Consider the following 14,341-nt stretch of genomic DNA (forward strand, 5'->3'; position numbering starts at 1 on the left):
TAACGCTGGACGCCGGACCACCGGGTATGCGATGTAACCGCCGTTCGTTCCTCGCTGCCGCGGGGCTGGCCGGCGTCGCCGGGCTCGCGGGCTGTACGTCGCCGGACGAGCCGCGCGACGCGACGACCGCCCCCGACGCACCGCCCGTGACGACGGTCGACGACCCCGACTACGACCTCGGCGTCGGGCACGACATCGAGACGTGGGGTGAGTACGACCCCGACTGGTCCCACCCCGTGGAGGCGCCGAACCTCGACGTGACGACCGAGACCGTCATCGAGGGGCTGGAGATTCCGTGGGACCTCTCCTTCGCGCCGAACGGCGACCTGTTCATCAGCGAGCGCGTCGGCCGGATCGCCCGGTACGACTCCGACGAGCTGGAGACCGTCGCGACCCCGGAGGTCATCGACCACGCCGAGGCGATCGCGCCCGGCGAGGAGGGCGGCTGGTGGGCGGCGGGCAGCGAGGGCGGCCTGATGGGCATCGCGGCCCACCCGAACTACCCGGACGTCCCGCTCGTGTACGCCATCTACACGCGGGAGGACGAGCCGGCCGTCCCCGGCGGCGACCCGTACGTCAACCGGCTCTCGTACTTCGACGTCTCCGCGGACGACACCGCCGCCAGCGAGACGGTCGTCGTCGACGACATCCCCGGCAACGAGATCATCCACAACGGCGCCCGCATCACGTTCGGCCCGGAGAACTACCTCTGGGTGACGACGGGCGACGCGGCGTCGGTCAACCCCGACCTCGGGACGAACCAGCCGCTCCCGCAGGACCCCGCGTCGCTCGCGGGGAAGGTGCTCCGCATGGAGCCGGACGGGAGCGCGCCCGAGAGCAACCCGGAGATCGCGGGCGGCGACCCGCGGGTGTTCACGATGGGGCACCGGAACCCGCAGGGCATCACGTTCATGCCGGACGGGACGCCCGTGGAAACCGAGCACGGGCCGTCCGCGCACGACGAGGTGAACGTGCTGAACGCGGGGGAGAACTACGGCTGGGGGCCGGAGGGCGAGCGCGCGCGCACGGCGGAGACGTACCGCGGCACGGACTACGCGCGCCCGGTCGTGAACACCGACGAGACGTGGGCGCCGCCGGGCGCGGTGTTCTACACGGCGGACGCGGTGCCGTCGTGGCAGAACCGCCTCGTCGTCGGCGGCCTGCGCTCCCAGCGCATCAACCTCGTCACCATCTACCCGACGGACGGCGAGCCGGCGTCGGCCGCCAACGGCGGGACGCGCTTCGACGCCGACTGGATGAACCCGAACTACAGCGCCGTCCACCACACGACCCTCGAGGACGAGCTCGGGCGCATCCGGCACGTCGAACAGGGGCCGGACGGCACGCTGTACGCGATCACGTCGAACCGCGACGGCCGCGCGCAGGGCGACTTCCCGCGGGAGGGCGACGACCGGCTCGTCCGCATCAAACCGGCTTAGTCGGCCGCGGGCCCGGTCGTGGTCTCCTGGGCGTCGACGTACGTGCGGATGGTGTCGACGAGGCCGCGTCGCAGTCGCTCTCGTCGGGGTCGGCGGCGAGTTCGGCGAACCGCTCGCGGAACGCCTCGACGTCGATCTCGGGGGGCGTCCTCGGCGGCCGCGTGCGCGAGGTCGTAGATGCGGTGGTCGTCGGGGACGGCGTCGTGGCGTTCGAGCAGGGCGAGCGCGAACGCGGCGTTGACGGCGGTCATCGAGGGGTCGGCGCCCGCGGTGAGCCGCTGGCCGACCGACGGCCCGGCGGCGGGCTGGTCGGCGAGCGCGGCCGCGAGCTCGGACTCGAGGAACGCGACGAGCTTGTCGGTCGGGCCGACCGAGAGCGTGATGTCGTCGGCGTAGATGTCCTTGACGTGGTTGGCGATCTGGTAGCAGTGCGTGAGCACGCGGCGCTCGACGCTGCGGCCCGTCAGCGCGAGAAAGAGCACTTCGTCCATCGAGAGGACGTGGCTCGGGTGGTCGTGCTCGTGGCGGTGCATATGCGCGAACTCGTGGAGCGCGAGCTCGCGGGCCATCGCGGACGTGGCGGCCTGCTGGGAGATGTTGAGGACGTGGTGGTCGTCGTAGTGGCCCGCCCACGTTCGCTCGTCGGGGTTCTCGCGGACGCGCACCTCGACCGGTTGTTCGAGGTCGTGTTCGGTCTGGAAGACGTCGCGGGCGCCGAGAAACGGCTCGGCGGGCCCTCCGCCGGTCACGCGCAACTGCATGATAGTTGTTCACACGGCCGTAGCGGCAAAGACTCTTTCGCCCACGGCAGCCACCGCGCCCGGGGAGACGAACCAGACGAGTTGGCGGCTCCGCGCCGTGTTCCGCCGTGCCGTGGTCTCGGCAAAACACTATCCTTTTGAACCCGCTGGCAGTATGAATGCCTAATGGGCCGACGCAAGAAGATTGTCGAGAAGTGCGAACGGCTGATGGACGAGCCGGAGCAGATCCGGAACATCGCCATCGCCGCGCACGTCGACCACGGGAAGACCACCCTGACGGACAACCTGCTGGCCGGCGCCGGCATGATCTCCGAGGACACCGCGGGCGAACAGCTCGCGATGGACACCGAGGAGGACGAGCAGGAACGCGGCATCACCATCGACGCCGCGAACGTCTCGATGACCCACGAGTACGAGGGCGAAGACCACCTCATCAACCTCATCGACACCCCTGGCCACGTCGACTTCGGCGGCGACGTCACGCGGGCGATGCGCGCGGTCGACGGCGCGCTCGTCGTCGTGGACGCCGTCGAGGGCGCGATGCCCCAGACGGAGACGGTGCTCCGGCAGGCGCTCCGCGAGGGCGTCAAGCCGACGCTGTTCATCAACAAGGTCGACCGCCTCATCTCCGAGCTCCAGGAGGGGCCCGAGGAGATGCAGGAGCGGCTCCTGAGCGTCATCCACGAGGTCAACGAGCTCATCCGCGGGATGACCGAGGAGATGGACGACATCGACGAGGACTGGACGGTCTCCGTCGAGGGCGGCACCGTCGGGTTCGGCTCCGCGCTCTACAAGTGGGGCGTCTCGATGCCGTCGATGCAGCGCACCGGCATGGACTTCGGCGACATCATGGAGCTCGAGCGCGCCGACAAGCGCCAGGAGCTCCACGAGCGGACGCCCCTCTCGGACGTCGTCCTCGACATGGTCTGTGAGCACTTCCCGGACCCCATCGAGGCCCAGCCCCACCGCATCCCGCGCATCTGGCGGGGCGACCCCGAGTCCGAGATCGCGGACACGATGCGGATGGTCAACGAGGACGGCGAGGTCGTCCTGATGGTCACCGACATCGGCATCGACCCGCACGCCGGCGAGATCGCCGCGGGCCGCGTCTTCTCCGGCACCCTCGAGAAGGGCCAGGAGCTGTACGTCTCCGGGACCGCGGGCAAGAACCGCATCCAGAGCGTCGGCATCTACATGGGCGGCGAGCGCGAGGAAGTCGAGGAAGTCCCCGCGGGGAACATCGCCGCCGTCACCGGCCTCAAGGACGCCATCGCCGGCTCGACCGTCTCCAGCGTCGAGATGACGCCGTTCGAGTCCATCGAGCACATCTCGGAGCCGGTCATCACGAAGTCCGTCGAGGCCCAGAACATGGACGACCTGCCGAAGCTCATCGAGACGCTCCAGCAGGTCGCCAAGGAGGACCCGACCATCCAGATCGAGATCAACGAGGACACCGGCGAACACCTCATCTCCGGGCAGGGCGAGCTCCACCTCGAGGTCATCACCCAGCGCATCGAGCGCAACCAGGGCATCCCCGTCAACACCGGCGAACCCATCGTCGTCTTCCGGGAGTCCCCGACCAGCGACTCCCGCGAGGTCGAGGGCGTCTCCCCGAACCGCCACAACAAGTTCTACATCACCATCGAGCAGCTCGACGACGACGTCCTCGAGCAGCTCCGCCTCGGCAACGTCACGATGGACATGCCCGAGCAGGAGCGCCGCGAAACGCTCCAGGACGCCGGCATGGACAAGGACACCTCGCAGAACGTCGAGAACATCATCGGGAAGAACATCTTCATCGACGACACGAAGGGGATCCAGCACCTCAACGAGACGATGGAGCTCGTCGTCGAAGGCCTCGAGGAGGCCCTCGAGGACGGCCCGCTCGCCGCCGAGCCCGTCGAAGGCGCGCTCATCCGCCTCCACGACGCCCGCCTCCACGAGGACGCCATCCACCGCGGCCCCGCGCAGGTCATCCCGGCCGTCCGCGACGCCGTCCACCGCGGCCTCATGGACGCCGAGATTCGCCTGCTCGAGCCGATTCAGGACGTCCGCATCGACGTCCCCTCCGAGCACATGGGCGCCGCGTCCGGCGAGATTCAGGGACGCCGCGGCCGCGTCGACGACATGTACCAGGAGGGCGGCATGATGGTCGTCGAGGGCATCGCGCCCGTCGAAGAGATGATCGGCTTCTCCAGTGACATCCGCTCGGCCACCGAGGGCCGCGCCTCCTGGAACACGGAGAACGCCGGCTTCCGCGTCATGGCCGACAACCTCCAGCCCGAGATCATCAAGCAGATTCGAGAGCGCAAGGGCATGAAGACCGAGCTGCCCGAGCAGATCGACTACTTCTAAGGTACCTTTTTACGCGGTTCGCGCGGCGAACCGCGTAAAAATCTACGCTAAAAAACCGCAACCGGCTGCGGACTCTCGCGGTTCTCGCTGCGAAGGCACTCGACGACCAGCACTGCCGCTATCCATCGGTAGGATTTGTGCGGGCCGAAGGCTTATAGCGCGAACGCCCCCGAGTGAGAGTGTATGCACGCAGGCAGACGCGCCCGGCGTGGTATCGGCACGGAGCGACGGCACTCGCGCTCGCAGCCGACAACAACAGCCGGGGCGTCGCCGAGGACGGAGGGGAGACGATGAGCGAGGTCGACGACCGCGCGCACACGCTCCGGCTGGAGCTCGTCGACGAGCCCGGGGAGCTGCTGCGCGCGCTCTCCCCCATCGCGGAGAACGGCGGCAACCTCCTGTCGATTTTCCACGAGCGCGGGTCGCTGACGCCGCGCGGCCACATCCCCGTGGAGGTCGACCTGGAGTGTTCGCCCGAGCGCTTCGACGACATCGTGGAGGCGCTCCGTGACGCCGGGGTCACCATCATCCAGGCGGACTCCGAGCGGTACGGCGAAGCGCTCAGCGTCCTGCTGGTCGGCGACCTCGTCGACACCGACCTCTCGGACACGCTCGCGGAGCTGGAGGGCTGCGGGAGCGCGACGGTCGCGGACTTCTCGCTGACCACCGAGAAGGGGACCGAGGGCGTCTCCAGCGCCCGCGTCCGGCTCGCCATCGAGTCCGGGAGCACGGACCGCGCGCTCGAACAGGTCCGCGACGTGGCGGCGCAGAAAGACCTCTCGGTCGTCGAACCGCTCGTGGGGGAACTATGAGACTGGCAGTGATGGGCGCCGGCGACGTCGGCCGCTCGGTCGCGGACCTCGCCGGCGAGTACGGCCACACGGTGACGGCGTTCGCGGACTCCACGGGCGCCGTCGTCGACCCGGACGGCGTCGACGTCGACGCCGCGCTCGACCACAAGGAACGCGTCGGCAGCGTCGGCGAGGACGACCCCGCGGACGCGCTCGCCGCGGAGTACGACGCGCTCGTGGAGGCGACGCCGACGACGCTCGGCGACGCCCACCCGGGCTTCGAGCACGTGCGGGCGGCCCTCGAGAACGACCGCCACGTCGTCCTCGCGAACAAGGGGCCGGTGGCGGAGCGCTACGACGACCTGCGCGCGCTGGAAGCCGACAGCGCGGGCGAGATCCGCTTCGAGGCGACGGTCGCGGGCGCATCCCCGCGCTGTCGACCATCGACGGCGTCGGCGCCGAGCGCGTGACCGCGGCCCGCGGCGTGCTCAACGGCACGGCGAACTTCATCCTCACGCGGATGGCGACCGACGGCCTCGACTACGAGCACGTGCTCGCGGAGGCACAGGACCTCGGCGTCGCGGAAGCCGACCCGACGTTCGACGTGGAGGGGACCGACGCCGCGCTGAAGTGCGCGATTCTCGCGAACGTCATCCACGGCGGCGGCTACGCGCTCGAGGACGTCGACGTCGAGGGCATCACGGACGTCCCGCCGTCGGCGCTCGAACTCGCCGCCGAAGACGGCCGGACGGTCCGGCTCATCGGCGAAGTCACCGAGGACGGCGCCCGCGTCGGCCCGCGGCTCGTCCCCGAGAACCACACGCTGGCGGTCTCCGGGACGATGAACATCGTCCAGCTGGAGACCGAGCACGCCGGCCGCCTGAACCTCTCCGGGCGGGGGGCCGGCGGCCCCGAGACGGCGACCGCGGTGCTGGGCGACGTGAACCGGCTGGAGTAGGCGGCCGCCCGCGCCGTTCGTGTGCCGTGTTCGCACAAACCCCGAGAAGGCGTCGGGGTCGCGCTGAGTGCGTACCGAAATGGTTTTAGTGCGAACTGCCGAATGATTCCCACAGAGCGCGCCTTTCGCGCGATACCAGACAATGAGCGACGAACGACACCAGAACCTGGCCGTCATCGGCCACGTCGACCACGGCAAGAGCACGATGGTCGGGCGCCTCCTCTACGAAACGGGGAGCGTTCCCGAGCACGTCATCGAACAGCACAAAGAAGAAGCAGAGGAGAAGGGCAAGGGCGGCTTCGAGTTCGCCTACGTCATGGACAACCTCGCCGAGGAGCGCGAGCGCGGGGTCACCATCGACATCGCCCACCAGGAGTTCTCCACGGACGAGTACGACTTCACCATCGTCGACTGTCCCGGCCACCGGGACTTCGTGAAGAACATGATTACGGGCGCCTCGCAGGCGGACAACGCCGTCCTCGTCGTTGCGGCTGACGACGGCGTCGCGCCCCAGACCCGCGAGCACGTGTTCCTCTCGCGGACGCTCGGCATCGACGAACTCATCGTCGCTGTCAACAAGATGGACATCGTCGACTACGACGAGTCCAAGTACAACGCGGTCGTCTCCGACGTCAAGGACCTGTTCGGTCAGGTCGGCTTCGACACGGAGGACGCCTCGTTCATCGCGACGTCCGCCTTCGAGGGCGACAACGTCGCCGAGCACTCCGACAACACCCCCTGGTACGACGGCCCGACGCTGCTGGAGGCCCTCAACGACCTCCCCGAGCCGTCCCCGCCGACGGACACCGACCTCCGTCTCCCCATCCAGGACGTCTACACCATCTCCGGCATCGGTACCGTCCCCGTCGGACGTATCGAGACCGGCGTGATGAACACGGGCGACAACGTCAGCTTCCAGCCCTCGGACGTCGGTGGCGAGGTCAAGACCATCGAGATGCACCACGAAGAGGTGCCGAAGGCCGAGCCCGGTGACAACGTCGGGTTCAACGTCCGCGGCATCGGCAAGGACGACATCCGCCGCGGCGACGTCTGTGGCCCGGCCGACGACCCGCCGACGGTCGCCGAGACGTTCACCGCGCAGGTCGTCGTCATGCAGCACCCGTCCGTGATCACGGCGGGCTACACGCCGGTCTTCCACGCGCACACCGCGCAGGTCGCGTGTACCATCGAGTCCATCGACAAGAAGATGGACCCCTCCTCGGGCGAGACCCAGGAGGAGAACCCGGACTTCATCCAGTCCGGCGACGCTGCGGTCGTCACCGTGCGCCCGCAGAAGCCCCTCAGCATCGAGCCGTCCTCCGAGATTCCGGAGCTCGGCTCCTTCGCCGTCCGCGACATGGGGCAGACCATCGCAGCCGGCAAGGTCCTGGACGTCAACGAAGCCTAATCCATGCAGCAGGCACGCGTTCGTCTCGCCGGCGTCAATCCCGACGACCTCGACGACATCTGCGACGACGTCAGGGAGATCGCGGACAAGACCGGCGTGAAGCTCAGTGGGCCGGTCCCGCTCCCGACGAAGACTCTCGAAGTCCCCTCGCGGAAGTCCCCCGACGGCGAAGGGACGGCCACGTGGGAGCATTGGGAGATGCGCGTCCACAAGCGTCTCATCGACATCGACGCGGACGAACGCGCGCTCCGCCAGCTGATGCGGATTCAGGTGCCGAACGAAGTCAGCATCGAGATCGTTCTCGAAGACTGACGCGGGCTGTCACACGCCCCCTTCCCCACTTATTCGCGCTCCGTAGCCGTGGCTCCGGTCGAGCGCGACTCCCCGAGGGCTCGCGAAACAGAAGTCTGAAATACGTCGGTCGACTTCGATTGGGTGCGGGCTCGTAGATCAGTGGTAGATCGCTTCCTTCGCAAGGAAGAGGCCCTGGGTTCAAATCCCAGCGAGTCCATTCCTTCGCTCACTTCGTTCGCTACGTCCGCGTGAGCGGAGCGAACGCGGACTCGAAAGAACGAGTTCTTTCAACGCTCGCGAGAATCCCAGCGAGTCCACTTCTCTAACACTCGACCGCGGAGCGACTGCTGTGTCACTCCGCGTCAAGGCAGTGTAGTTGACGAGTCGGGATTTGAAGCCCTGGAAGTCGCAACCGCGAGCGTAGCGAGCGGTCCGTCTTCCTCTGGGTTCAAATCCCGGCGCGACTCCGTCGCGCCGACCCTCGCGAACGCGTAGCGGTCGCTCAGTCCCGGCGAGTCCCCCTCTCACAACGTCACCCGCGACCGACTGCTGTGTCGCTCGCCCGTCGACATCTCCAACACGCGACCACGAACCCACGAATCCCACCGCGAGAGAGCGACGGACGCAGTCAGCCCGAGAGCGCGTGGAATCGTTCTCGGGCGCGCTCGGGGACGTCGCGGCCGACCGTGACAGTGGCGTCGCCGTCCTCGAACGTGAGCTGGACGAACGCGGGGAGTCCCGACTGGGGGTCGCCGGGGTACGCGAGCACGGGGACGAGCGCGTCGCCGCTGCGGACCGCACTCGGGGCCGGCGCGTCGTCGCGGGCGAACAGCGAGCGGCCGGCCATCGCGTCCGCGAGCGACGCGCGCCACGCGGGGTCCCCGCAGAGCCGTTCGAGCTTCTCGACGTCCATGCCGGTCTTGGCGGCGCTGTCCTTGCACTCGACGAGCGCGAGCGCGCCGTCCCGGCAGTACACGAGGTCGTTGATGACGGCGTTGGCGTTCTTCGTGAGGCTCTGCGTGCCGCCGGGCTCTTTCACCTCGAGCCGCGGGACGTCCGTCCCCCGGGGCGGGTCGCTGGCGAGAATCGTCCAGTCCCGCGAGCGGAACAGCCGCTTCGTCCAGAGGTACACCTCCGCTTCGGACGTCATCTTTGCGGTAGCGAGGAAACCCCGCCTCTTGCGGCGGAGAGGAATCGCGTGCGTTTAGCTGGGCATTCGCACGTGTTTCGCCCGGCTGTCTGTCCTACTCGGCCGTCTCGTCGGTGTTGAGTGCTTCGACCCCTTCGAGCATGAGGCCTTTCCATGTGTATCCTCGCTTGTCTTTGATTGCTTTCAGTCGCTCGTACTGTTCTTCGTCTACTTCGAACCTGATCTCTACACCCATGCATTAGTGTACTACCCATGTAATTTATGTGGGTTACGGTCGTGCCTTGTACTGTCGGATGGCTGCCGAAACCACCGCCACGAAAACGCTCGAAGCCACGCTCGCGCCACCAACGGCGCACAAAGAGCAACGGCTTCAGCGGACCGTGGCGACGTACCGCCGCGCTCTTGACGACGCGTTCGAGAGTGGCGCGGATACGCAGACGGCGGTCAACGATGTCGTTACCGGCTACAATCTCACGTCCTACGCGAAGGACGCGCTCAAGAACTACGTCCCGCAACTCCGCCGGACGTACAACGCCTCGGAACTCGAAGACGACCACCCAGTCCGATTCACGAACCGAGGGTTCCGAATCGACCACTCCGAGGAACGCGAACACGAGTTCTGCTGGCGCGTTCCCCAAGCCGGACGTGGCAACGCCTTCTGGATTCCGCTCCGTATCAATCCCGCTCAGCGGGAGTTGTGGGAGGACTTGTTCACCGACGACGCGACGGTAGGCGAGTTCCGTCTGCAAGAACACCGGAAGAACTGGGTTCTTCACGTTACTGTCGAGTACGATGTCGCGGAACCCGAGGAGCCGGACGACCCAACACCGATTGGATTCGATATCGGCGAATCCAAACTCCTGACGGGCTGTGCCTGTCGGGACGATACTCCCACCCAACCGATGATGTTTGACGGCGGACGTGCTCGTCACCTCCGCAAGGAGATGTTCACGACTCTCCGACGATTGCAAGAACGTGACGCTGACTGGCGCATTAACGAGCGATTCGACCACTACCAGAACGCGCTCACGGATATTGTCGAGAAGGCGTCTCGACAGGCTGTCGAGTACGCTCGTTCCTTCGAGAGTCCGGTTATCGTCCTTGAAGACCTCTCTGAGATCCGCGAACATCTGGATTACGGCAAGTGGATGAACCGTCGTCTCCACAACTGGGCGTTCGCCCGTCTCACCGGGCGCATCGAGGACAAAGCCCTCGACGCCGGTATTCCCGTCCGATTTGTGAATCCATCGTATACGTCCCAAACGTGCCATGCGTGCGGGAATCTCGGACGGCGTTCGGCACAGGCCGAGTTCCGGTGTACGAACAGCGAGTGTTGGGTGACGGAGTATCAAGCGGATATCAACGCGGCGGCCAATATCGCTGGTCGCCTCAACCCGTGGGGTGAGAGCGTTCGTTGGAAACCGGAACGCGATGACACGCCACAGGATGGGAGCACTTGTGACAGTGCCTTGGGACACCGGGAGATGAGTCGGAACTCCCGACAGACGACTCTCTCGGAGTATGGTTCCGGAACCCCCGACGATGAGGCTTCCCTTGTAGGAAGCCCCGCCCTTTAGGGCGGGCGAGGATGTCACCGGTACTGGTCGATGCGGCCCCGGTCGCCCTGGCGGAACTGCGCGAAGTCCGTGAGCACGTCGTCCGAGAGGACGAGCGCGTCCGCGCAGGCGTACCAGAGCGCGGTCTTGTTGCCGGGCTTGTAGGGGTGGTAGTCGAACCACGTCTCCCGGTCGAGTTCCGGCATGTCGAGGACGAGGTTGCGGTCGCGGTCGGCGACCGACGGCCCGGTGCGGCAGTAGAGGTAGTCGTAGGCGAACTGCGCGCCGACGTACGGGTCGGTGCGCCGCGTCCGGAAGCCGAACTCGCAGACGACCGTCTCGTCGCGGTCGGTGCGGAACGACCCGCTGCCGGGGAGGCCGTCGTGCTGGGCGACGACGTCCTCGGTGGGCCGGATGGCGACGGAGTTCGGCGGCCGCTCGTAGGGCGCGTACTCCGAGAGGATGCGCTCGGCGCCGCGCTCGGACTGCTCGCGAATCTCGTCGGCCGCGGGGACGTCGGGGTCGCAGCCGTTGCGGAGGAACTGCGTCACGAACCGGCCGACGAGCTCGTCCTCGGAGCCGTCGTGGACGAGTTCGTAGTCGTCGTCGGTCGGCCACGGCGGAATCAGCATCGGCGTGTCGTTGACGGCTTCGATGCGGCGCAGCGCCTGAATCGCGCGGTAGTTGAGGTTCGTCTTGGAGGCGTTCTCGCCGTGTTTCTTCGCGGCGTACGGCACGAAGAAGACGCCGGGGACGCCGAGTTCGGCGGCCTTCACGAGCCGCGCGACCCGCTGGAGGGGGTTCTTCCCGGTGGGGACGTGGCCGGTCTTCTCGACGACGAGCACGGGGTCGTCGTCGGCGAGCAGGATGACGTCGGGGCGGTCGTAGCTCGCGATCTCGAGGACGGCCTCGGGGGCGTCGTCGTCCAGCCGGGAGATGGTCGCGCCCGCGAGGTCGTCGGCGAGCCGCTGGAACCAGTCGGCCTCCTGGATCGCGTCGTGGACGATGGTGTACTCGGTCACCGCGAGGCCACCTCCGCGGAGACGGTCTCGCCGAGCGGCGTCAGCCGGTAGACGCGGCCGCGCTTGCGCTCGGGGTTCACGCACGTCACGACGTCCTCGTCGGCGAGTTCCGACAACACGTTGCTCACGTGGTTCAGTCGGATGTCCGTCCGTTCGGATAGCTGCTTCGGTGTCCGCGGGTTCTCCCGCAGGGCGGTGACGACGGCGACGCGGCGCTCGCTGGCGGAGACGTAGCCGTAGCGGTCTAGCTCCTCGTCGGACAGGCCGTCGCTGTCGGCCTCGTCGGGCATCGTGTGTCCGAACGGATACACACGAGGTAGATAAGCGTTAGCGTCGGGATACACACGAGACAGGGACGGAGTACCTCACAAAAGCTAATAACCGTGGCGCACAACGACGAGCCAAGATGGCCGAGAAGCGCGACTCTGACGAGGTGGTGTCGAGCTATCCGTTCGCCAGCGACGACGCCGACGCCGGGGAGTCGTTCGTCTGCGAGGACTGCGAGCGGGAGTTCGACTCCCGGCGGGGGCTGAACATCCACCGCGGCCAGCAGCACGAGCAGGGTGGGGAGTGAGCGGATGGCGGTCCTGGACCTCTTCTGTGGCGCGGGCGGCCTCTCCGCGGGGTTCGAGCAGGCGGGCTACGACGTGGTCGGCGGCGTCGACCACGAGGGGGCGTTCGCGGCGACGTTCGAGCACAACCACGACGCGGCGTTCGTCGAGGCCGACCTGAGCGAGGTCACCGGCGGGGACGTGCTGGACCGGCTGGGCTACGACCCCGGGGACCTCGACGCGTCGTCGGCGGGCCGCCGTGTCAGGGGTTCAGTCTGGCGGGCGCGAAGACGACGCCGGGCGACGAGCGGAACTTCCTCGTGACGAACTTCGTGAAGTCCGTCTACGAGGTCGACCCGGACTGGTTCGTGATGGAGAACGTCCCCCGCATCACGTCGATGGAGGACGGGAAGGTCCTGGAGTACCTGCTCGACCAGTTCGCGGAGATCGGCTACGAGACGGAGTGGGCGGTGCTGAACGCGGCCGACTACGGGGTGCCACAGCGCCGGCGGCGGGCGTTCTTCGTCGGCCGGAAGAGCGGCGAGGGCTTCGAGTTCCCCGAGGGGTCGTTCCGGGAGTCCAAGGACCAGCAGACGCTGTTCGCGGACCGCGAGCCGCCGCGGACGGTCCGGGACGCGTTCGGCGACCTGCCGTCGCTGGAACCCGGCGAGGAGAAGACCGCGTACGCGGCCGACCCGGACGGCGAGTACCAGACGGCGATGCGGGCCGGCGGCGCGGGGCTGCGGAACCACCGCGCGCCGAACCACGGGGAGACGGTGACCGAGCGCATCGAGCGGACGGCGCCCGGGGAGAAGATCCCCTACGACAGCTGGTCCCAGAAGCGCCGCCTCGAGTTCGGGGAGCCGGCGCCGACGCTGCTGGCGGGGCCGCGGCCGACCTACCACTTCGCGCACCCGACCGACGACCGGGGGCTGAGCGTCCGCGAGCGGGCGCGCCTCCAGTCGTTCCCCGACGACTACGAGTTCCGGGGCCCGATCGCGAAGCAGCGCCAGATGACGGGGAACGCGGTGCCGCCGCTGCTCGCGCGCGCTGTCGCCGACGCCATCGCCGAGCAGACCGTCCCCGCGTAGCCTGCGCGGCCGCACGGCGAGCGGTACGTTAATGCCGGCTACGCGACACGTCGCCGAGTATGGGCCGCGTGCTGGTGGCGCTCGCGGTGCTCGCGCTCGTCGCCAGCGCCGGCTGTCTCGCCGCGGAGCCGACCGTCGTCGACACGGACACGGCCACGGACCGACCGTCGGCGCCGTTCACGGTGACCGACCGGCCCGCCGACCGCGCAGTGAACCCGTGGGGGCCGGGGCCGATTACGGTCGCCGTCGAGGACCACGCGGGCACCAGCCGGGCGCTGCGGCCGGCGGTCCGGGAGACGGTGGCGTTCTGGGAGAACGAGACGTACGCGGACGACCGCTATCGGCCGTCGTTCGAGGTGGTCGCGAGCGACGAGTCAGCGGACGTCCGCGTGGAGGCCGTCGCGGCGGTCGACCGGTGTCCCGTCGACGAGGCCGACGTGGCGCTGGGGTGTGCGCCGGTCGTGCCGCCGAGAGCGACGGTGACCGAGGACGTGACGATACGGGTGCGCGCCGGCCACACCCGGGCGACGATGCGCGCCGTCCTGAAACACGAGTTCGGCCACGTGCTCGGGTTCCGGCACGGCGAGGGGCCGGACGGCGTGATGACGCAGAGCCTCTCCTCGCGCGTGGACGGCGACGTCGCGGACGCGCGGCGCGGGCGTACTCGTGGGACTCGGACACGCTACAGGTCGCCGTCACGGCGGAGACGGGGACGACGGACGCGGCGCGGGAGCGCGTGCGGGAAGCCGTCGGCTACTACGAGCGCGGCGCGGACGGCACCGTCGCGAACCCGCCGGCGTTCGAACTCGTCGACGACCCCGACGACGCGGCAGTCGTGGTGGCGCTCCGGGAGTCCGTCGACTGCGACGCGATCGGCGTGTCGTCGTCGTGTGCGCACTGGGACGGCCCGGACGTCGACGGCGACGGCACCCCCGAGTACTACACGGACGTCCGCGTCGTCGTCG

Annotated in this window: 15 protein-coding genes, 1 tRNA gene and 1 pseudogene; 12 read left to right on the forward strand and 5 right to left on the reverse strand. The window is 68.3% G+C overall.

Features of this window, described 5'->3' with window-relative positions:
• The first annotated feature begins 26 nt into the window (after positions 1–26).
• The gene (locus GJ634_RS01385; RefSeq protein ID WP_157500128.1) at positions 27–1,439 is read left to right on the forward strand and encodes a sorbosone dehydrogenase family protein; all 1,413 of its coding nucleotides are present in this window, start codon (positions 27–29) and stop codon (positions 1,437–1,439) included.
• On the opposite strand, the gene GJ634_RS01390 is transcribed toward GJ634_RS01385, so the two are convergent.
• Positions 1,436–2,200 carry a DUF5781 family protein gene (locus tag GJ634_RS01390; protein WP_157500130.1) on the reverse strand — a complete coding sequence of 255 codons (765 nt, stop codon included), beginning with the start codon at positions 2,198–2,200 and terminating at the stop codon, positions 1,436–1,438. The genes GJ634_RS01385 and GJ634_RS01390 overlap by 4 nt on opposite strands.
• Before the next feature lie 165 nt (positions 2,201–2,365).
• Between GJ634_RS01390 and GJ634_RS01395 the strand changes: the two genes are divergently transcribed.
• The 6 genes and pseudogenes from GJ634_RS01395 (at position 2,366) to GJ634_RS01420 (ending at position 8,223) form a co-directional block, all read left to right on the forward strand.
• Positions 2,366–4,555: an elongation factor EF-2 gene (locus tag GJ634_RS01395; RefSeq protein ID WP_157500132.1), complete on the forward strand. Its 2,190-nt coding sequence runs from the start codon at positions 2,366–2,368 to the stop codon at positions 4,553–4,555.
• A gap of 290 nt (positions 4,556–4,845) precedes the next feature.
• Positions 4,846–5,367 (forward strand): amino acid-binding protein, encoded by a 522-nt coding sequence (locus GJ634_RS01400; RefSeq protein WP_157500134.1) that lies wholly within the window; start codon positions 4,846–4,848, stop codon positions 5,365–5,367.
• Positions 5,364–6,304, forward strand: a pseudogene (locus tag GJ634_RS01405) (homoserine dehydrogenase). The gene GJ634_RS01400 and the pseudogene GJ634_RS01405 overlap by 4 nt, the downstream one beginning before the upstream one ends.
• A gap of 142 nt (positions 6,305–6,446) precedes the next feature.
• On the forward strand, positions 6,447–7,712 hold the full coding sequence (gene tuf, locus GJ634_RS01410; RefSeq protein WP_157500136.1) for a translation elongation factor EF-1 subunit alpha: 1,266 nt from the start codon (positions 6,447–6,449) through the stop codon (positions 7,710–7,712).
• Between the two features lie 3 nt (positions 7,713–7,715).
• Positions 7,716–8,024 (forward strand): 30S ribosomal protein S10, encoded by a 309-nt coding sequence (gene rpsJ / locus GJ634_RS01415; protein ID WP_059055443.1) that lies wholly within the window; start codon positions 7,716–7,718, stop codon positions 8,022–8,024.
• 127 nt (positions 8,025–8,151) lie between these two features.
• Positions 8,152–8,223: transfer RNA gene (locus GJ634_RS01420), tRNA-Ala, on the forward strand.
• A gap of 411 nt (positions 8,224–8,634) precedes the next feature.
• On the opposite strand, the gene GJ634_RS01425 is transcribed toward GJ634_RS01420, so the two are convergent.
• Positions 8,635–9,156: a hypothetical protein gene (locus tag GJ634_RS01425; protein WP_157500138.1), complete on the reverse strand. Its 522-nt coding sequence runs from the start codon at positions 9,154–9,156 to the stop codon at positions 8,635–8,637.
• A gap of 94 nt (positions 9,157–9,250) precedes the next feature.
• A complete protein-coding gene (locus GJ634_RS15255; protein WP_197425355.1) occupies positions 9,251–9,391 on the reverse strand; it encodes a hypothetical protein in 141 nt (46 codons plus the stop codon).
• Positions 9,392–9,449: 58 nt separating this feature from the next.
• On the opposite strand from GJ634_RS15255, the gene GJ634_RS01430 reads away from it, so the two are divergent.
• Complete coding sequence (locus GJ634_RS01430) at positions 9,450–10,733, forward strand: RNA-guided endonuclease TnpB family protein (RefSeq protein ID WP_157500140.1); 1,284 nt, start codon at positions 9,450–9,452, stop codon at positions 10,731–10,733.
• Between the two features lie 14 nt (positions 10,734–10,747).
• Here GJ634_RS01430 and GJ634_RS01435 read toward each other — a convergent pair whose 3' ends face one another.
• On the reverse strand, positions 10,748–11,734 hold the full coding sequence (locus GJ634_RS01435; RefSeq protein ID WP_157500142.1) for a hypothetical protein: 987 nt from the start codon (positions 11,732–11,734) through the stop codon (positions 10,748–10,750).
• Positions 11,731–12,024, reverse strand: coding sequence for a winged helix-turn-helix domain-containing protein (locus tag GJ634_RS01440; protein WP_157500144.1), 294 nt, complete (start codon positions 12,022–12,024; stop codon positions 11,731–11,733). Before GJ634_RS01440 ends, GJ634_RS01435 begins: the two co-directional genes overlap by 4 nt.
• A 116-nt stretch (positions 12,025–12,140) precedes the next feature.
• On the opposite strand from GJ634_RS01440, the gene GJ634_RS01445 reads away from it, so the two are divergent.
• The 4 genes from GJ634_RS01445 to GJ634_RS01460 all read left to right on the forward strand — a co-directional run.
• Positions 12,141–12,308: a hypothetical protein gene (locus GJ634_RS01445; RefSeq protein ID WP_157500146.1), complete on the forward strand. Its 168-nt coding sequence runs from the start codon at positions 12,141–12,143 to the stop codon at positions 12,306–12,308.
• Between the two features lie 4 nt (positions 12,309–12,312).
• Positions 12,313–12,609: a DNA cytosine methyltransferase gene (locus GJ634_RS16335; protein WP_157500148.1), complete on the forward strand. Its 297-nt coding sequence runs from the start codon at positions 12,313–12,315 to the stop codon at positions 12,607–12,609.
• Positions 12,561–13,376: a DNA cytosine methyltransferase gene (locus GJ634_RS01455; RefSeq protein WP_157500150.1), complete on the forward strand. Its 816-nt coding sequence runs from the start codon at positions 12,561–12,563 to the stop codon at positions 13,374–13,376. The genes GJ634_RS16335 and GJ634_RS01455 overlap by 49 nt, the downstream gene beginning before the upstream one ends.
• Before the next feature lie 59 nt (positions 13,377–13,435).
• A partial coding sequence (locus GJ634_RS01460; protein WP_157500152.1) for a matrixin family metalloprotease occupies positions 13,436–14,341 on the forward strand: 906 nt, incomplete at its 3' end.

It is taken from the genome of Halobacterium sp. CBA1126 (assembly GCF_009741975.1).
Taxonomy (GTDB): domain Archaea; phylum Halobacteriota; class Halobacteria; order Halobacteriales; family Halobacteriaceae; genus Halobacterium.